This window comes from Nonomuraea sp. NPDC001699 (assembly GCF_053596455.1).
The window spans coordinates 96,898-114,424 of the sequence record NZ_JBSFGF010000031.1 but is presented as its reverse complement, the minus strand read 5'-3'; the positions used below and the strand labels follow the sequence as shown (position 1 = coordinate 114,424).

Sequence of the window (17,527 nt, the reverse complement as noted above, 5' to 3'; positions counted from 1 at the left end):
GGTGACAGCCGGTCACCGAGGAGACAGCCCGCAGTTCATCGCGGTGCTGGGCAAGATCCGGGTCGGCCGCCCGGGTGGCGGCCGACCCCGGACCCGTCCCGATCATGTACTGGCCGACAAGGCTTACACCAGCAAGGCCAACCGGACTCATCTGCGCCGGCGTGGGATCAAGGCGTGCATCCCGAGCAAGGCCGACCAGGACGCCCACCGGCGCGCCAAGGGTTCCAAGGGCGGACGGCCGCCGGCCTTCGACCCCGGCCTCTACCGCAGGCGTCACGCCGTCGAATGCGGCATCAGCCAGCTCAAGCAGAACCGTGGCATGGCCACTCGCTACGACAAGCTCGCCGTCCGGTTCGAGGCCACGCTCACCATCGCCGCGATCGACCAGTGGCTCAAGGCCTTATGAAACACCGCCTAGCCGGGCGCTCAGGTGCGGCGCGGGCGGTTCCACCAGAGGGAGAGCGACAGCGCCGCGACGACGAGCAGGGCGCCGGCCCCGGCGAACACGGCGGCCGCGTCCACCCGTTCCCGGACGACGGTGAAGGCGCCGGGAAGGGCGTCGAGGGCGGTTTCGAGCTGGTCGGCGTTCTCGGCGCGGTGGTAGGAGCCGCCGGTCGTCCGGGCGATCTCGCGGAGTGCGGGCTCGTCGATGACCTGGGGGTTGCGACCCCGGTCGAAGCCCCCACCGCCGCCGAACCCGCTGCCCCATCCGCGGAAGCCACGACCGTCGAACTGCGAGTTGTCGCACACCATCGGCGCCGGGTTCGTGGTGCCGAAGCCGATGGTGAACACCCGTACGCGGCGCAGCGCCGCCTCCTGGGCGGCCCGCTGCGGCTCGACGCCCTGGGTGTTGGCGCCGTCGGTGAGCACGACGATGGCGGCGCCCGCGTACCCCGAGCCGGCGGCGGGAGGGGTGGCCGAGGTGGCCGCGACCGACGGGTCCACCTCGGCGATCGCGTCGATCGAGGTGAGCATGGCCTGCCCGATCGCGGTGCCGCGGGCGACGGTGAGCCCGTCCAGCGCCTCGATCAGGGTGTCGGTGTCGTCGGTGGGCGGGACGAGCAGGCCCGCGGTGCCGGCGAAGGTGACCAGGCCGATGCGCGGTCCGCCGCGCTGCGACTCGATGAAGCCGGCGGCGGCCTTCCTGGCGGCGGTGATGCGGTTGGGGTCGACGTCCGTGGAGCACATGGAGCCGGAGGTGTCGAGCGCGAGCAGGATCGTCGTCGACCGCGTCGGCACCGGCACCGACGCCTGCGGCCGCGCCGCCCCGACCGCGAGCAGCGCGAGCCCGGCGACGAAGAGCGCCACCGGGATCCGCCGCGTCCAGCGCGTACGCCCGGGAAGAGCGGCCCGTACGAGCGCGATCGAGGTGACGCGCACGGCGGCCCGCCGCCGGCGGCGGAGCGCCCACCAGCGGATCGCGAAGATCAAGGGGATGACCAGCGCGGACAGCAGCGCCCAGGGCCATGACATCGACATTCAGATCACCCGTCCGGACCGCAGCACGGTGAGCGCCGCGCCCGCGGCGAGCAGCACGAGGGCGAGCCCGATCAGCCCGCCGGCGAGGGGCAGCGGCTCGTCGGAGACGGTGAGCCGCAGGTCGATCGTGTCGGCGACGCCGTCGAGCCGCGTGGCGTCGGCGGCCGGATGGTAGCCGCCGCCGGTGGTCCGCGCGATCGTGGTGAGGGTGTCCTCGTCGAGCGCGGTCTGCAGGTGGTAGCCGTCGACCCGCACCGCCGTCCCGGCCGGGGTGCCGATCCCGACGGTGTGGATGCGCACTCCCGCCTTCTGCGCCGCGGCGGCGGCCCGTTCGACGTCGCCGCCCTGGTTCTGGCCGTCGGAGAACATCACGATCGTCGCCGACGGCCAGTAGCCGACGTCGGGCGGCGCGCCGTCGCGGCCGACGACCACCTGCCTGCCGGTGATGGCCGTCAGCGAGGCGGTGATGGCCGCCCCGAGCGAGGTGCCGCCGGTGACCTTCAGCCGGTCGATGGCCTTGAGCGCGACGGAGTGGTCGGCGGCGGGCCGCGCGGTGGTGAGCGCACCCCGTTCGAACGCGACGACCCCGATGTCCACGCTGTCGGGCTGCGCCGACACGAACGCGCGGGCCGCCCGCTGCGCGGCCGCCAGCCTGGTCGGCGCGACGTCGTCGGCGCCCATGCTGTTGGAGACGTCCACGGCGAGGATGACGGTGCCCGCCGTCCGCGGCACCGGCACCATCGCCGCCGGCCCCGCGGTGGCCAGCGCGAGCACGCCGACGCCGGCGACCGTCAGGCCGGTCCCTAGGTACGCCCCGCGCCCGCCCGCCCCGGCGAACCCGGCCGCGGCGAGCGCCGACCTGCGGCGGCGGGCCGAGACGACGGCCGCCCAGGCCAGCGCCGCCGTCACGAGCAGCCCGGCGGCCAGCAGCAGCGGGGACGACAGGGTCAGGCGATCACCGATGGTCCCGGTCACGGCGACCGGTCCCCGGTCCGGGCGACGACCTCGACCAGCGCCTCGACCAGGTCACGGTCGGTGCCGACGCGGTGGACCGGCACCCCGGCCCGGCGCATGCCCGCCGCGAGCCGGGCGTCGCGGGCGTCCACGGCCTCGCGGAAGCGGATGCGCAGCAGCGGGTCGGCGGAGTCGACGACGAGTTGCTCGCCGGTCTCGGCGTCCTCGACCACGATCAGCCCGGCCTCGGGCAGCACGTCGTCGGCCGTGTCCACGATCCGCAGGGCGACGACCTCGTGCCGCCGGGCCAGGCGCCGGAGCGAATGTTCCCAGTCGCCGTCGCCGATGAAGTCCGACAGGACGACGACGAGCGAGCGGCGGCGCGCCAGCCGTCCGGCCGCGTCGAGCATCCGGGCCAGGTCGGTGGTGGCGCCGGCGCGCGCGCCGGCGGTGCGGTCCAGCTCGGCGCCGATCCGCAGCGTGTGCCGCCGGGAGGCGCCCGGCGGCACGACGCGCGACATCCCGTTGTCGAACAGCAGCGCGCCGACGCGGTTGCCGCCCCGCCCGAACAGCCGGGCGAGGACGAGCGCCAGCTCGGCCAGCACGTCGTGCTTGCCGCGTCCCGGCCGTCCGGCCGCCATCGAGGCCGAACGGTCGAGCACCAGCCACACGGTCAGCTCGCGGTCCTCGGTGAACACGCGCAGGTGGGGTTCGTCCAGGCGGGCGGTGACGTTCCAGTCGATGTGCCGGGCGTCGTCGCCGCCGGTGTAGGGGCGCAGGCCGGTGAAGTCGACGCCGGAGCCGCGGTGGGCGGTGCAGTGGGCGCCCTGGAGGCGGCCGTCCAGCCTGCGGACGACCTGCCACTCCAGGCGGAGCAGCAGTTTCTCGGGGGCGGTGGCCATGACGGCTCAGCGGTTCCGCAGGACGACGTCGGGCGCGCGGACGGCCCCGAGCACCCGGGTGATGATCGTGTCGGCGTCCACGTCGTCGGCCAGGGCCTCGTACGACAGCACCAGACGGTGACGCAGCACGTCGAGGGCCAGTTCGGACAGGTCGTCCGGCAGGACGTAGTCGCGGCCGCGCAGGAAGGCCAGCGCGCGGGCACCCGTCACGAGCGCGATGGACGCGCGCGGGCTGGCCCCGTACGTGACGTACCGTTCCAGCTCGCCCAGCCCGGCCGTGCCCGGCGAACGGGTCACGGCGACCAGGCGTACGGCGTAGTCGACGATCGACGGATCGACGTACACCTGCCGGGCGCGGGCCCGCATCTCCATCAGCTCGGCGGTCGTGACCGTCGGCTGCGGCGGGTCCGGTGGGCGCAGCGCGCGTTCGACGATCGCCTGTTCCTCGTTCTGGGCGGGGTAGCCGACGACCACCTTCATCATGAACCGGTCGACCTGCGCCTCCGGGAGCGGGTAGGTGCCCTCCGACTCGATCGGGTTCTCCGTGGCCATGACCAGGAACGGCTCCGGCACCTGGAACGTCTCCCGGCCGATCGTCACCTGGTGCTCCTGCATCACCTCCAGCAGGGCGCTCTGCACCTTGGCGGGGGCGCGGTTGATCTCGTCGGCGAGCAGGAGGTTGGTGAACACCGGGCCGAGCTCCGTCCTGAACTCGCCGGAGTGCTGGTGGTAGACCCGCGTGCCCACGAGGTCGGCGGGGACCAGGTCGGGGGTGAACTGGACGCGCTGGAAACCGCCGGTGATCGCCGCCGCCAGGGACCGGACCGCCAAGGTCTTGGCCAGGCCCGGTACGCCTTCCACCAGCAGGTGACCGTCGGCGATCAGGGCCACGGCCATGCGTTCGAGCAGGACGTCCTGGCCGACGATGGTGCGCTTGACCTCGAACAGGACCTGTTCGAGCGGATGAGACGGGGGTGGGGTCATGGTGTCCCTTCTCTCGACGCTACGCGCAAGGTGGGTCAGATCTGTGGTCCGTCACCCGGCGGTCCGTCGCCCTCGTCGCCACCCAGGGCCACGCCGATCGGCACCGCGAACGCGATGCCCGCGAACGCGTCGTCGCCCCCGGGGTCGGCGATCGAGACGACGATCCCGACGACCAGTCCGCGGGCGTCCAGAAGCGGCCCGCCGGAGCTCCCCGGGTTGACGGAGGCGTCGAACTGGATCAGCCCGTCCAGGCCGCCGTCCTCGGCGGTCCCGCCGGTGGTCCGGTCGAGGCCCGACACCACGCCGGTGGAGACGCTGTAGGTCAGGCCGAGCGGATTGCCGATCGCCACGACCGGCGCCCCGACGTCCACGGCGCCGCCGAGCGTCGCCGGCACGACGATCTCCGGCAGCTTCGCCGGCTTGAGCACGGCGACGTCCCGCTTGGGGTTCGCCGCGGCCACGACGGCCTTGGCCCTGGTCCCGTCGGCGAACGTGAGATCGACGTTCTTCGTGCCCTTGACCACGTGATGCGCCGTCAGGACCGTCCCGTCCTCGGCCGCGATCACCCCCGTGCCGAACGACTTCCCCGCCCGGACGACCACCACCGACGGCCCGACCTTCCGGAAGACGTCCGGGACCGCGGGCGTCGCGCTGGGCGTCGGCGTCACGCCGGGCCTTCCTCCGGCGCTCTCCCTGCCACCACCGCCGCCGCCCAGCCAGTACGCCAGCACCGCCACGACCAGCACCCCGCCCCCGACGACGACCCGCCGAGCGGCCACGGCTCTCCCGGTTCCCCGAGCCCCGGCCGCACCGCCCTCCTGCGGCACGCACTCCATGCCCCCCATACTCATGAATCGCACCGAAAACCGCTATAAAGAAGGACTCGTAAATGACCAACACATTTGCCCGGCCCCGCCGCGGTCTCATGACGGCGATCGTCTCCACCGTGGCGGTGGCGGCCATTTCGGCTGCCGCAATTCACGTTCTGTCCGGGCCGAAAAGCGGCGAAAAGCCGGGCGCACCCGCCATCTCGGCTCCGGAACCCGTGGAGAAGGTGTGGCCCGGAGCAGTGCACGTGTTACCGGCCGAATTACCCGACGGCAGAAAGGTCCGGCCACGCCTGATGCTGGACGCCACCAGGCTCCTCCTGACCGCCGCGGCGGGATCGGGAAAGCCCGGCGGCCTCTACGCCTATGACGTGAACACCGCCAAGGCGACCAGGCTCGCCGCCCTCCCCCGCCCCTCCGGCACCACCCTCTTCCCCGACGGCTTCACCGCGGGCCAGGGCCGGATCGCCTGGTGGACGGCGCGCGGTGATCGCCCACGTCCAGGACCGGGACGGGCGAGGACGACGCGACGTGGACGTGTCAGGGGTCGGGCCGCAACCATTACAGCAGGACCGATTTCTCACCGCCCAGCTGCCCGACCGCGCACTGGTCCACGACCTGCGATCAGGCGTCACCGCCGAGCTGCGGGACATCGACCCGCAGGTCCGCTTCAGGGCGCCGGCGGGCAGCGGCCTCGCGGTCTTCCGCCGCGGCGGCGACTTCGTGGTCGTCGACCTCACCGCCGTCCGGTGACGGGTGCCCGACATCGACCGCTTGCGGACACCGGTGACGCACAGCCCGTCGATCGACTACGTCAACGGTCAGCGCTCTGACCTCCCCGCCCGCGCCGGAGGCGGTCACGAGCGTGCGGAGGGTCATCGGCTCGGCCAGGACGAGGGCCAGCACCTGTGCCGCATGGCGGTGATGCGGGGTGGCGAGGTGTTCCAGCCGCGCCCGCGCACTGGCCCACTCCTCGATCACCACCATGCTCGCCGGATGGTTGGGGTCGGCGTAGGCGCGGTAGGCCAGGCAGCCGGGCTCGTCCAGGGACGGTTCGATCATCGCTTCGAGGGCGGTCCGCAGCCGGTCCTCCTGTCCGGGCGCGGCCAGGCACTGGGCCACGACGACGAGCGACATCTCCCGTGCCCTCCTCACGCCTGGGGACGGGCCGGGCCGGCGCCGGAGACGGTGATCGCGGCGGCGATCTCCTCCAGGTCCGACGGCGTCAGGTCCACCGCGCCGGCGCCGATCCAGCCGTCCACCTGCTCCGGCTTGCGGGCGCCGACGATGGCCCCGGTGACGCCAGGCCAGGCCAGGACCCAGGCGATGGCCACCTCGGCGACGCCGGCGCCGTGCCGCGCGGCGATCGGGCGCAGCGCCTCCGCCAGCCGCAGGTTGGCCGGCAGACCGGTGGTGAAGTCCTCGTGGGCGGCACGCCAGTCGTCGGCGGGCAGGTTCGCGACGCGCTCGGCGGAGAAGGTCCCGGTGAGCAGTCCCGACTGCAGCGGCGAGTACGCGATCACACCCGTGTCGTGGGCGTGCGCCCACGCGATCTCGGCCGCCGCCGACCGGTTGATCGCCGAGAACGGCGGCTGGACGACGTCCACGTGCGCGATCCGCTCCGCGGCCGCCAACTGCTCGGGCGAGTGGTTGGACAGGCCGATCGCGCGTACCTTGCCCTCGGCCTTCAGATCGGCCATGACCTGCCAGTACTCCTCCAGCGGCGTGGCGTTGGGCGAGACCGCGCCGAAGCCGCCGCCGGCGTACTCCAGCGACTCGCCGGTGTCGGGGTAGTGCACCTGGTACAGGTCGATGCGGTCGACGTTCAGGCGGCGCAGCGAGTCCTCAAGCTCGCGGCGGACGCCGGCGGGCTTCATGATCCGGCGCGGGGCCGCCTGCGGGTTCTCGGGGTCCCAGACCAGGCCGGCCTTGGTGAAGACGTACGGGCGGTCGGCGTCGGGCAGGTCGGCGATGGCCTTGCCGACCAGTTCCTCGGAGTGGCCGAGCCCGTACACGGCGGCGGTGTCGATCCAGTTGACGCCGCGGGCGACGGCGTGCCGGATCGCGGCGATCGACTCGGCGTCGTCGGTCGTGCCCCAGCTGAACTTCCAGCCCGGCCCCGACACCGCCCAGGAGCCGAAGCCCAGGCGGGTGACGTCCATGCCGGTGGTGCCCAGAGGCCGGGTCGGCAGGTGGGTGGTGCTCATGTCGTGGTGCTCCCTGTGAGATCGAGGTGACCAGGTCGTCCCGTACGGACGTCCGGTGCACCCCACTTTGGTGCGCCGCCCCCGGCCCACCCAGTGCCTGCCGGTGCCTGGGCACGGCATGACCAGGCTCACGAACGCGCCGGGCGGCCATACTGCTCTCATGGCACTGGACAGACGTGCAGAACTGGGCGAATTCCTTCGATCGCGTCGCGCCCGGCTGCGTCCCGAGGAGCTCGGCCTCCCCGAGTACGGCAACCGCAGGCGCGTTCCCGGCCTGCGCAGGGAGGAGCTGGCCCAGCTCGCCGGGGTGAGCGTGGACCATTACGTCCGGCTGGAGCAGGGCCGTACCCTGCACTTCTCCGAGGCGGTCCTGGACGCCGTCGCCCGCGCCCTGCGCCTGGACGACGTCGAGCGCGAGCACCTTCACCGCCTGGCCCGCCCCTGGAACGAGACCGATCACGCCACGCCCCCGCTGCAACGCGTCCGGCCCGGCCTCCAGCGCCTGCTGGACTCGTCGGCCGACGTGCCCGCCTACGTCGTCGGCCGCGACACCGACGTGCTGGCCTGGAACCACCTCGCGGCGGCGCTGATCACCGACTTCGGCGCGCTGCCGCCCCGGCAGCGCAACCTGGCCCGCCTGGTGTTCCTGGACGAGGGCATGCGCGACCTGTACGCCGACTGGCCCGCCAAGGCCGCCGACGTGGTCGCCTACCTGCGCCTCGACGCGGGCCGCCACCCCGGGGACCCGCGGACGGCGGCCCTGGTGGAGGAGCTGTCCGCGGCCTGCCCGGAGTTCCGCGAGCTCTGGGCCGAACACCGGCTCAAGGACAAGACCCACGGACGTTACGTCTACCAGCACCCGGTGGTCGGCAGGCTCGACCTCGGCTTCGAGACCCTCCGCCTTCCCGACGACCCCGACCAGGCGTTGATCGCCCACACCGCCGAGGAAGGCTCCCCCACCCAGACCGCCCTCCGCCTCCTGTCCACCTGGACCCGCCCCGCCTTCCTCGACGTCGCCAGGCCGGGAACCTCCGGGGAGGACGGGGCGTTGGCCGGGTAACCCTGAAGTGACGTCTTCTGCGAGGTCACTGCGATGCCGAACATCACCGGGAATCCACCTCTTCGTCTCGCCGCGTCCGAGCGGCCGCCGTCCGAGCTGCCCGGCGGGCCCACGATCGTGTTGTTGCACGGGCTGGGGTGCGAGCGGGGGCAGTTCGTCCGGCAGTGGCAGGGGCTCAGGCCGGAGCTGGGGTTGCTGGGGCTCGATCTTCCCGGGCACGGCGGGTCGCCCGGGCTGGCGGGCGGCGCGTACTCGGTCGGGGCCATGGCGGAGGCCGTCGCGGGTGAGCTGCGCGCGCGGGGGCTGAGCGGGGTCGTCCTGGCCGGTCACAGCGCCGGGGGCCTGATCGCGGCGATGATCGCCGCGACCCGGCCCGAGCTCGTCTCCGGCGTCGTGGTGCTGGACAGCAACTTCGCGGTCACCGCCGCCGGCAGGCGGGCGAACGCGGCCCGGGCGCGCGAGTCCGAGGCGGGCGACTGGCGCGGCCACTACCTGGCCACGATGAGCGACGCCTGGGGGCCCGACGGCGGCCACGACGGGCGCGCGGAGGTCTTCCGGGCGCTGGAGCGCACCCCCGAGCAGGTCGTACGGCCCCTGTGGCACGACATCCTGCGGTACGACCCCACGGACCTGTGCAGACGCTGCCCGGTGCCGATGCTCTACGTACGCAGCCGCCGGGACACCGACCTCGCGGTCCTGCGCTCGCTGAACCCGCTGATCTCCGTGGTGGACCTGCGACCGCGCTGCCTGGGGCACTGGCCGCAGCTCCAGTGTCCGGACGTGGTCAACGACGTGATCCACGCTTTCGTGGCCGGGCTGACCGAGGAGGCCTGATGGACGTCTCAGTGCTGATCAATGTCGGGGCCGTGATCGTCTCCATCTCGGCGGTGGTGGCCTCCTCGCGCATCGCGCGCAACCAGTTCAGGGCGCAGCGGCACGGCAACCACGTCGAACCGCTGATCGACCTGCTCAAGGAGTTCCGGTCGCTGGAGTTCCACCGCAGCTACGCCTTCATCCGCGACGAGCTGCCCAAACTCCCCAGCGACAAGGGCATCTCGGGCCTGGACGACGACGTGCAGCGCAAGATCTACGACATCGGCTACTTCTTCCAGCTCTACGCGATCCTGGCCCACCTCGACATCATCGACAAGCAGTTCGTGAGCTCCCTGCTGCACCGCCGGTACGTCGAGATGTGGCACGCGCTCGGGCCGTTCGTGCGCCGGGAACGCGAGCTCCAGAGCCTGCCCGAGGGGACGATACTCAACATCTTCGAGCACTTCGCCGCCGACCTCGCCGCGCGCCCGCCGGCGACCATGCGGACCCTGCTCACCCAGGGACGGGCCCGCGCACGCTAGGAGTCGCCCCTCTCCAGCAGGCGGTCGAGCCTGATGGCCAGGTCGAGGGTCTCGCAGCGCAGGAGGTCGAGCCGGCGGCGGATCTTCGACCGGACCGCCTGGAAGTGTTCGTCGGTCTGCCCGTGGAGGCCGAGCAGCTCGTCGGTCAGGGCCGTCACGTCCTGGCCCACCTCGCTCCGGGTCTCGGCGAGGTCGGCCCTCATCTCGGCGAAGGCGAGCACCGCCTCCGAACAGTCGGCCTCGGCGCACAGCGTCGCCTCCAGCGCCTGGACGCGAAGCTTGATGTCCAGGATCTCCGCCTCTACATCCACTTACTCCTACCTTCACCGGTAGTAGGTAGGGAACCGGCCCGGTGGAGGAGGGCGGCCGGGTCCCACTTGCTGTAAGCACATGGTGGCAACCCGTGTATACCCGACACGACGGCCAGCAAGCAACGGGTGCGGGGTCCCGGAGGGGCTCAGCCTGGCGCCGCGACGGCCTCAGGCTGAGCCTGGAGCGGAGCCGGTCAGGATCCGATCGGGCCTGCGTCGAACGCCGACGCGCCCTGCGGGCAGCCGGGAACCGGGCCCTTGCAGCAGCGCGACCGGTCGGCGGTGAAATGGTCGTTCATGTGGCGTCGGAGGGCTGCCAGCTCGTCGCCGAGGGCGGCGAAGTCCTGTCGCATCTCCGTCCGGATGTCGGCGATGTCGGCCTGCATCCGCGTGATGCCGGTCGTGGTCGCCGTGAGGTCGCCGGTGGGCCTGCCTGCCTTGAGTTTCCGCAGGCGCAACAGCAACCTGAGGATCTGTGTTTCTAGGTCCACACATTCCTGCCTTTGCGCAGCTTGGAAGGGGCCCGCACCGGACGGGCGGGTGGGAGCCCCAGGGATGAGAAAACGGTGACACACTGCTCGGCCGCGTGGGGATGATCACGATTTCGCCGGGTGGAGTTCCATTACACCGGCGCCCAAGTTTCTTTTCTGCCAGCGGATATTGGCCACCGAAAGTGACGGACCGAAACAGGTCCAGCCCGGAGGAACGCGGCTAGAGACGGCGCCCCGCCCTCACGAACACACCGCCCCGCCCGCACGGGCACACCGCCACCGCCCGCACGGGCACACCGCCCTGCCCGCACGGGCGCACCGTCCCGCCCTCACGGGTGCGCCCGCCGGCCTCTCCCGTATGCCTACCAGGAGCCGACATATCCCTACAAAACGCGACTCCTCCGCTCAGCGGCCTCCCACCAGCCCATCCTCCGGAAAAATCTTCTGGCGCATTTCACGGCAAATCCCCAGATCAGGGACCGACAACAATGCGAATTTCCCTACACGCCCACCCTGGATCAAGCATCCTGAGCATGTCATCACGCTCCCCCACACCCCCCGTTTTAAGGAGCCTCCGTGACCCGGTTCGCCGTCGACCACACCCGCCACGCGCTCATCGCCACATGGGGTACGGGGATCGGCGACATCGCCACCACCGTGGCGGAAGAAGTGCCATCGAGCCCGGACACCCTCCGCCTGGCCACCAGCCTCACGGAGCTGTCCCACGCCTGCTGGCGCTGCTACACCCATCCGTCCAGCGCCGCCGACCAGCACGGCCCGAACAGCGTCGGCTGGCAGCGCCAGGCCGAGCGCGACGCGTTCGCCTCGGTCATCCCGGCCCTGCTGGCGCCCGTCCGGCCGGCCAACGGCGCGCTGACGCTCTACTCCACGCGGGTGGAGGAGGTCGCCCATCGCGTCGGCCGTACGCTGGCCACGATCAACCTCGCCCGGCTGTCCGGCCGTGTCGCCACCGACGTCACCGCGGAGCTGGCCGCCATCGAGAACGCCGAGCTCGGCGACCTGACCGCGCGCGCCCAGCAGGCCGTCATGCTCAGCCGGGAGGACGCCTCGCCCCTTCAGGTGGCCCAGGCCGACAGCCTGCTGCACCAGCATCCGTTCGGCACGGAGGCGCTGTTCACGAAGATCGACCCGACGGCGGCCGCGATCGCGGCGGCCCACTGGCTCTACGCCGCCGCGACCGTCAGCGCCCGCCACACCGGCCTGCACCCGATGCAGACGATCTCCGAGGTCGACAACATCAAGGCCCCCGCCCAGGAGAGCCTCACCGAGGTCATCTCCGCGATGAGCGGCGGCGGCTCGCCCCGGCACGCGGTCATGCCCATGATCCGCAACGCCCTGCACGTCGCCGAGGGCCACCTCTACGGCGTCACCGAGGCCAAGCACCGCATCGGCGTGGCCGAGGAGCTGATCGCCCAGGCCCGCACCGACCATCCCGAGCTCGGCCTCGGCCCCAGCACGGTCTATCTGCCCATCACCCCGCTCAACCCCGGCCGCCCGGCCCTCGACCTGCTGGAGAACCTCCTCTACGGCATCCGCAGCTGCTGGCTGACCTTCTCCCAGCACGCGGACACCGCGCCCGGCCGGGAGCCCAGCCGTACGCGACGCCACCACCGCCACACGGAGGTGTTCTTCACCGAGGTGCGCAAGAGGGCGGCCTCGAACCGTTCGCGCCTGCTGTAGGCGGCGCGGCGTTCGCGGCTGGCGCTCTCCGTCGTCGTGGGCGGGGGCGTGGCCTGGCTGGCGCTGACGGTCACCGCGCTGGCCGCCATGATCGTGGCGGTGACGAAGGCGTACCAGGACGTGGCGTGGCGGCGGGCGCGCGCGGAAGAACAGGCGGACGGCTGAGGGACCTCCGGCCCGGACCGTGCGGATGTGTCAGCGACGGCCGTCGGGGCAGAAACGGGCCACTTGAAATTGGGTAGGTTCCCGGACGGACCTCAGGGAGGGGGGCCGATGCGGCGCAGTGGCGGAGAGCTGATGCTGGGCGGCATGCTGTCCGCCAACCATCTGACCGCGATGGAGGACCTGCCGCACATGGTCGCCCGGCACGCCGCGATGGCGGGCTTCTCCGACACCGTGGTCTACGTCACCGACCTGCAACAACAGCAGCTCATCCCGATCCCGCAGCAGCAGGACGTGTCCGGCGAGCCGCCGGCGGTCCTGCGGATCGACGGCACGCTCGCCGGTGTCGCCTTCCGCAACGCCGAGGTCGTCCGGGTGCCCGGCGGTGCGACCAGGCTGTGGCTGCCGCTCCTCGACGGCACCGAACGCATGGGCGTGCTCGGGGTGACGGTGCAGGAGGACGACGAGGTCGCCGAGTGGCGGGCCAAGCAGCTCGCGTCGCTGGTCGCGCTGCTGGTGATCAGCAAGCGCCCGCACAGCGACTCCTACTCGCGGCTGGTCCGCGCCCAGCCGATGACCCTGTCGGCCGAGGTGCTGCTGCCCCTGCTGCCGCCCGGGACGTTCGCCAACGACGAGGTGGTCGTCAGCGCCGTGCTGGAACCGGCGTACGAGGTGGGCGGCGACGCCTTCGACTACGCCATCGCCGGCGACACGCTGCACGTGTCGATCTTCGACTCGATGGGCCACGACACCTCCGCCGGGCTGACGGCCACCATCGCCGTCGGGGCGAGCCGGAACAGCCGGCGGCAGGGCGCCGATCTCGTCGGCACGGCCCAGGCGATCGACGCCGCCATCGCCGAGCAGTTCACCGGCCGCTTCACCACCGGCATCCTGGCCGAGCTCAACCTGCGCACCGGCTGGCTGACCTGGGTGAACCGAGGGCATCATCCGCCGCTCGTGGTCCGCGAGGGCCAGCAGGTCGCCACGCTGTCCGGCGAGCCCGACCCGCCGATGGGCTTCTCGCTGCAGCCGTGCACCGGGGAGCTTCAGTACCAGATCCAGCCCGGCGACCGGCTGCTGTTCTACACCGACGGGATCATCGAGGCGCAGAGCCCGGACGGCGAGCTGTTCGGGCTGGAGCGCTTCATCGACTTCATCCTCCGGCAGGAGGCCGACGGCCTGTCGGCCCCCGAGACGCTGCGCCGGCTGGTGCAGGCCATTCTGGAGCACCAGCACGGGCGGCTCCAGGACGACGCGACCGTGCTCATGGTGGAGTGGCGCAGCAGCAGGCACCAGCGGCTCATCATGTGAGGCCGTCAGGTGCCGCCGACGGCGACGAACCCGCTGTCGGGGCGGTAGTTGGGCGACTGGTGGCGGAAGTAGGTGTTGTAGACCTGGCAGTAGCGGCCGCCACGGGCCAGCAGCTCGGCGTGGCCGCCTTCCTCCACGATCTGCCCGTGGTCGAGCACGATGATCCGGTCGACGTGCTCGATCGTGGACAGCCGATGGGCGATGACGATCGAGGTGCGGCCGGCCAGCACCACGTCGAGCCCCTCCTGGATCTGGGCCTCGGTCAGCGGGTCGACGCTGGCGGTGGCCTCGTCGAGGACGACGATCGCCGGGTCCTGGATGAGCAGGCGGGCCAGCGCGACGAGCTGCCGCTGGCCCATGGACAGGGCCCGGCCGTGCTCGCCCACGTCGGTGAGCAGGCCGTCGGGCAGGGCCTCGATCCAGTCGCCGCCGCCGACCGCGGCCGCCGCGGCCAGCACCTCGTCGTCGCCCGCCGTGGGCCGCGGGTAGCGGATGTTGTCGGCGACCGTGCCGCTGAACAGGAACGGCGCCTGCGGCACCGCGCCGATCTGCCGCCGGTAGGCGCCGAGGTCGAGTGAGCGGATGTCGTGGCCGTCGATCTGCAGGCGGCCTTCCTGGAACTCGTAGAACCTCGTGATCAGCTTGCTCAGCGTGGACTTCCCGGCGCCGGTGTGGCCGACCAGCGCAACGGTCTCGCCCGCCTCGATGACCAGGTCGAAGTTCCGCAGGACGGGGTGGGCCGCGTCGTAGCCGAAGGTGACGTCGTCGAACTCGATGCGCCCGGCCAGCCTGCCGGGGTCGGCCGAGCCCGTCTGCACGACCCGGGGCGGGGCGTCGATCAGGGCGAAGACCCGCTCGGAGGCCGACAGGCCCTGCTGGAACTGCGACCAGAAGGCGGCGATCGAGGTCAGCGGCATCCAGAAGAGCGAGACGCCCTGCAGGAACAGGTACCAGTCGCCCGCCGACAGGCCGTGGCCCAGCACCGACGTGCCGCCGAGCTGGACCAGCGCGACCGTCGCGAGCCCGGCCACGAGGAACAGCAGGGGGAAGATGGCCGAGAAGACGAAGCCCTGCCGCAGCGTCACCCGGTAGCTCTGCTCGTTGATGGGCCGGAACTCGTCGTAGACCTGCCGCTCCTGGCGGAAGTTCTTGGCGACGGCGATGCCGCCCATGGTCTCCTGGAGGTTGGCGTTGACCCGGCCCAGCGAGCGCTGGGCGCGGCGCGTGCTGGACCTGGCCAGCCGCCGGAACACCAGCGCGAGGCCCATCACGATCGGCGCCACCAGCAGGGTCAGCAACGCCAGCTCGACACTGCGCAGGAACAGCAGGACGGTGACGAAGCCCACCATCAGCACCTGGCTGATCAGGTCCATCGTCAGGGTGGAGACCGTGGCGAAGTCGTCGGTGTCGGAGGTGACGCGGCTGACGATGCGGCCCGAGGGGGTCTCGTCGTAGAACGACAGGTCGCGCTGGAGCACGGCGTCGAAGGCGTCCTCGCGCAGGCGGAGCACGACGTCGCCGGTCACCCGCGCGCTGTACCACTGGCGGACGAAGTTGAAGGCCCAGCTCAGCGCTCCGGCGAGCAGGATGCCGACGACGAGGAACGGGCCGACGTGGCCGATCGTGCCGTCCTGGATGGCGTCGACGCCCTGGCTGGCCAGCAGCGGCAGGACCGCCTGCGCCGCCGAGACCAGCACGATCATGGTCGCCACCAGGAGCATCGCGCCCAGCTTGGGGCGGAAGTAGGCGAGGATCCGGCGCATCAGGTCACGGTCGTCGTAGCTGCGGTCGTAGTCTTCGGCGTCGAGGCCGTCCATGATGAAGCCCATCAGTGGACCCTTTCCTGCTCGTCGAGCGCGCCCTCGCCGACCGGGACCTCGTCGTAGTGGGAGAAGATGCGGCGGTAGAGGGGGCTGCCGGCGATCAGCTCGTCGTGGGTGCCGAAGCCGGCCACCTCGCCGCGCCGCAGCAGCAGGATCTTGTCGGCCCAGCGGATCTGGGAGAGCCGGTGGGTGATCAGCAGGGTCGTGCGCCCTTCCTGGATGCGGCCGATGGCCTGCTGGATCCGGTCTTCCGTGGCGGAGTCGATGGCGCTGGTGGAGTCGTCGAGGACGAGGATCGCCGGGTCGGTCAGCAGCGCCCGCGCGATGGCCAGCCGCTGGCGCTGGCCGCCGGACAGCGTGAGGCCGCGCTCGCCGATGACGGTGTCGTAGCCGTCGTCGAGCTCGGCCACGAACTCGGCGGCCTGCGCGTCCTCCGCCGCCCTGACCACGGCCGCGCGGTCGGCCCGCTGGCCGAGGCCGAAGGCGATGTTCTCGGCCACGGACCGTGAGAACAGCACGATGTCCTGCTCGATGGTGGAGATCTGGGAGCGCAGCGAGTCGAGGTCCCACTCGCGGACGTCGACGCCGTCGACCAGGATGCGGCCCGAGGTGACGTCGTAGATGCGGGGCACCAGCTTCGTCAGCGTGCTCTTGCCCGCCCCGGTCTCGCCGACGATCGCCACCGTCTCGCCCTGCCGCACGGTGAACGACACCCCGCGCAGGACGGGCTCGCCCGAGCCGTAGCCGAACGTGACGTCGTCGAAGACGATCTCGCCCTCGACGGACGCGGCGTGGCCGGCGGACGGCTGCGCCAGCTCGGTCTCGGCGTTGACGATGTCGAGGATGCGGCGGGAGGACACGATGCCGATCTGCACCAGCGAGAACGTGAAGATCGAGATCTGGGTCGGGAAGCCGAGCATGCCCATCAGCCCCATGAAGGCCACCAGGTCGCCGATCGTGATCGCGCCGGCGGCCTGGAGCTGCAGCCCGTGCCACAGCGCCCCGGCCATGGCGGCCGCGAACAGCAACGTGGGCAGGTAACGGGCCTGGACGAGGCCGTTGCGCACGAAGGAGTCGCGGTAGCGCCGGGCGTGGGCGCGGAAGCGCAGCCGCTCCTGCTCCTCCTGAGCGGTGACCTTGATCACCTCGATGCCGCGCACCGCCTGGCTCAGCCCGGCGTTGAGGTCGCCGAACTCGTCGCGCATGCGGGTGGCGACCGGGTTGAGCTGCCCCATGTAGTGGCGCAGCGCGAACGCGAACGTGACCGCGAACACCACGGGCACCAGCAGCAGCCGGGGGTCGATCGCGGCGATGAAGAACAGGGGCACCAGGCCGGTGAGCCCGGAGTCGACGATCAGGTCGACCCCCGGGCTGATCATGATGGAGAGCTGGCGGATGTCGTTGGCCGCCCGCGCCATCAGGTCGCCCACCCGCTGCCGGTTGTGGAAGGTCTGGCTCTTGCCGAGCAGGCCGACGTAGAGCTCGTCGCGGGCGTCGCGCTCAAGCCGCTTGGCCAGGGTCTCGCTGCTCAGCCTGGCGACGAGGTCGAGCAGGCCGCGGGCCGACACCACCGCCAGCAGCGACAGGGCGACCAGGCCCAGCGCGGCGGCGGGCTCGCCCCGGCCGCCCAGCACCGCGTCGAAGGCCGCGCCGGTGAGCTGCGGAACCAGCGCGTTGAGCACCACCATCACCAGCGAACCGCCGAGGAAGCCGGTCAGGGGGAGCGGGTGGTGGCGCAGGTGGGACCAGAGCCAGCGGACCGGCCCCCGCCGGTTGTAGCGGGGGCCGCCTTCGACGGAGAACTCCGAACTGCCGGTGGTCACGGTGAAACCCCTTGGCCGAGGGCGGGTGAACGTCGGACCCGTTTGTATCACCGGCCACCGACAGAATCCCACGCGTTTTCCGGCCACCCGATGCAGGCAAAGAGCAGGCAACGTCACACAATGAAACAGTAACCTTA

Annotated in this window: 18 protein-coding genes; 7 read left to right on the top strand and 11 right to left on the bottom strand. The window is 71.9% G+C overall.

Annotated elements, in window-relative coordinates; genetic code table 11:
- Positions 1–406: transposase (locus ACWCSU_RS47310; RefSeq protein WP_449942972.1), on the top strand; the 406-nt coding region annotated here is incomplete at its 5' end.
- 20 nt (positions 407–426) lie between these two features.
- Here ACWCSU_RS47310 and ACWCSU_RS47305 read toward each other — a convergent pair.
- From ACWCSU_RS47305 to ACWCSU_RS47275, 7 genes are all read right to left on the bottom strand, one after another.
- Entirely contained in the window at positions 427–1,479 is a 1,053-nt protein-coding gene (locus ACWCSU_RS47305) for a vWA domain-containing protein (RefSeq protein ID WP_357696415.1), read from the bottom strand.
- Positions 1,480–2,454 (bottom strand): VWA domain-containing protein, encoded by a 975-nt coding sequence (locus ACWCSU_RS47300; RefSeq protein WP_449942970.1) that lies wholly within the window; start codon positions 2,452–2,454, stop codon positions 1,480–1,482.
- Entirely contained in the window at positions 2,451–3,335 is an 885-nt protein-coding gene (locus ACWCSU_RS47295; RefSeq protein WP_449942967.1) for a DUF58 domain-containing protein, read from the bottom strand. The genes ACWCSU_RS47300 and ACWCSU_RS47295 overlap by 4 nt, the downstream gene beginning before the upstream one ends.
- Positions 3,336–3,341: 6 nt before the next feature.
- Positions 3,342–4,319: an AAA family ATPase gene (locus ACWCSU_RS47290; protein WP_357696421.1), complete on the bottom strand. Its 978-nt coding sequence runs from the start codon at positions 4,317–4,319 to the stop codon at positions 3,342–3,344.
- Between the two features lie 35 nt (positions 4,320–4,354).
- Positions 4,355–5,098 carry a S1C family serine protease gene (locus tag ACWCSU_RS47285; protein ID WP_449942964.1) on the bottom strand — a complete coding sequence of 248 codons (744 nt, stop codon included), beginning with the start codon at positions 5,096–5,098 and terminating at the stop codon, positions 4,355–4,357.
- A gap of 672 nt (positions 5,099–5,770) precedes the next feature.
- Positions 5,771–6,283 (bottom strand): putative quinol monooxygenase, encoded by a 513-nt coding sequence (locus tag ACWCSU_RS47280; protein ID WP_449942961.1) that lies wholly within the window; start codon positions 6,281–6,283, stop codon positions 5,771–5,773.
- A gap of 14 nt (positions 6,284–6,297) precedes the next feature.
- Positions 6,298–7,353 (bottom strand): aldo/keto reductase, encoded by a 1,056-nt coding sequence (locus tag ACWCSU_RS47275; protein ID WP_449942959.1) that lies wholly within the window; start codon positions 7,351–7,353, stop codon positions 6,298–6,300.
- 160 nt (positions 7,354–7,513) lie between these two features.
- Between ACWCSU_RS47275 and ACWCSU_RS47270 the strand changes: the two genes are divergently transcribed.
- Genes ACWCSU_RS47270 through ACWCSU_RS47260 form a run of 3 tightly spaced genes read left to right on the top strand, consistent with a single transcriptional unit; the run spans position 7,514 to position 9,768 of the window.
- Positions 7,514–8,413 (top strand): helix-turn-helix transcriptional regulator, encoded by a 900-nt coding sequence (locus ACWCSU_RS47270; protein ID WP_449942956.1) that lies wholly within the window; start codon positions 7,514–7,516, stop codon positions 8,411–8,413.
- A 33-nt stretch (positions 8,414–8,446) separates the two neighbouring features.
- Positions 8,447–9,247, top strand: a complete 801-nt coding sequence (locus ACWCSU_RS47265) for an alpha/beta fold hydrolase (protein ID WP_449942953.1) — start codon at positions 8,447–8,449, stop codon at positions 9,245–9,247.
- Positions 9,247–9,768, top strand: coding sequence for a DUF4760 domain-containing protein (locus ACWCSU_RS47260; RefSeq protein ID WP_357696437.1), 522 nt, complete (start codon positions 9,247–9,249; stop codon positions 9,766–9,768). Before ACWCSU_RS47265 ends, ACWCSU_RS47260 begins: the two co-directional genes overlap by 1 nt.
- On the opposite strand, the gene ACWCSU_RS47255 is transcribed toward ACWCSU_RS47260, so the two are convergent.
- Together ACWCSU_RS47255 and ACWCSU_RS47250 are read right to left on the bottom strand one after the other, a co-directional pair.
- On the bottom strand, positions 9,765–10,079 hold the full coding sequence (locus ACWCSU_RS47255) for a hypothetical protein (protein ID WP_357696438.1): 315 nt from the start codon (positions 10,077–10,079) through the stop codon (positions 9,765–9,767). The genes ACWCSU_RS47260 and ACWCSU_RS47255 overlap by 4 nt on opposite strands.
- Positions 10,080–10,273: 194 nt before the next feature.
- A complete protein-coding gene (locus tag ACWCSU_RS47250; protein WP_357696440.1) occupies positions 10,274–10,570 on the bottom strand; it encodes a hypothetical protein in 297 nt (98 codons plus the stop codon).
- A 576-nt stretch (positions 10,571–11,146) separates the two neighbouring features.
- Between ACWCSU_RS47250 and ACWCSU_RS47245 the strand changes: the two genes are divergently transcribed.
- From ACWCSU_RS47245 to ACWCSU_RS47235, 3 genes are all read left to right on the top strand, one after another.
- On the top strand, positions 11,147–12,271 hold the full coding sequence (locus ACWCSU_RS47245) for a hypothetical protein (RefSeq protein WP_357696442.1): 1,125 nt from the start codon (positions 11,147–11,149) through the stop codon (positions 12,269–12,271).
- 36 nt (positions 12,272–12,307) lie between these two features.
- Positions 12,308–12,436, top strand: a complete 129-nt coding sequence (locus ACWCSU_RS47240) for a hypothetical protein (protein WP_449942949.1) — start codon at positions 12,308–12,310, stop codon at positions 12,434–12,436.
- A 108-nt stretch (positions 12,437–12,544) separates the two neighbouring features.
- Positions 12,545–13,744, top strand: coding sequence for a PP2C family protein-serine/threonine phosphatase (locus tag ACWCSU_RS47235; RefSeq protein WP_449942946.1), 1,200 nt, complete (start codon positions 12,545–12,547; stop codon positions 13,742–13,744).
- Between the two features lie 5 nt (positions 13,745–13,749).
- On the opposite strand, the gene ACWCSU_RS47230 is transcribed toward ACWCSU_RS47235, so the two are convergent.
- Positions 13,750–15,573, bottom strand: a complete 1,824-nt coding sequence (locus ACWCSU_RS47230) for an ABC transporter ATP-binding protein (RefSeq protein WP_449942944.1) — start codon at positions 15,571–15,573, stop codon at positions 13,750–13,752.
- Positions 15,573–17,390 carry an ABC transporter ATP-binding protein gene (locus ACWCSU_RS47225; RefSeq protein WP_449942942.1) on the bottom strand — a complete coding sequence of 606 codons (1,818 nt, stop codon included), beginning with the start codon at positions 17,388–17,390 and terminating at the stop codon, positions 15,573–15,575. The genes ACWCSU_RS47230 and ACWCSU_RS47225 overlap by 1 nt, the downstream gene beginning before the upstream one ends.
- Positions 17,391–17,527: the final 137 nt, after the last annotated feature.

Bases quoted from the DNA above. Each gene is read 5' to 3' on its own strand.
- ACWCSU_RS47305 (WP_357696415.1), bottom strand. From the start codon at position 1,479: ATGTCGATGTCATGGCCCTGGGCGCTGCTGTCCGCGCTGGTCATCCCC.
- ACWCSU_RS47295 (WP_449942967.1), bottom strand. From the start codon at position 3,335: ATGGCCACCGCCCCCGAGAAACTGCTGCTCCGCCTGGAGTGGCAGGTC.
- ACWCSU_RS47290 (WP_357696421.1), bottom strand. From the start codon at position 4,319: ATGACCCCACCCCCGTCTCATCCGCTCGAACAGGTCCTGTTCGAGGTC.
- ACWCSU_RS47280 (WP_449942961.1), bottom strand. From the start codon at position 6,283: ATGTCGCTCGTCGTCGTGGCCCAGTGCCTGGCCGCGCCCGGACAGGAG.
- ACWCSU_RS47275 (WP_449942959.1), bottom strand. From the start codon at position 7,353: ATGAGCACCACCCACCTGCCGACCCGGCCTCTGGGCACCACCGGCATG.
- ACWCSU_RS47270 (WP_449942956.1), top strand. From the start codon at position 7,514: ATGGCACTGGACAGACGTGCAGAACTGGGCGAATTCCTTCGATCGCGT.
- ACWCSU_RS47265 (WP_449942953.1), top strand. From the start codon at position 8,447: ATGCCGAACATCACCGGGAATCCACCTCTTCGTCTCGCCGCGTCCGAG.
- ACWCSU_RS47260 (WP_357696437.1), top strand. From the start codon at position 9,247: ATGGACGTCTCAGTGCTGATCAATGTCGGGGCCGTGATCGTCTCCATC.
- ACWCSU_RS47235 (WP_449942946.1), top strand. From the start codon at position 12,545: ATGCGGCGCAGTGGCGGAGAGCTGATGCTGGGCGGCATGCTGTCCGCC.
- ACWCSU_RS47230 (WP_449942944.1), bottom strand. From the start codon at position 15,573: ATGGGCTTCATCATGGACGGCCTCGACGCCGAAGACTACGACCGCAGC.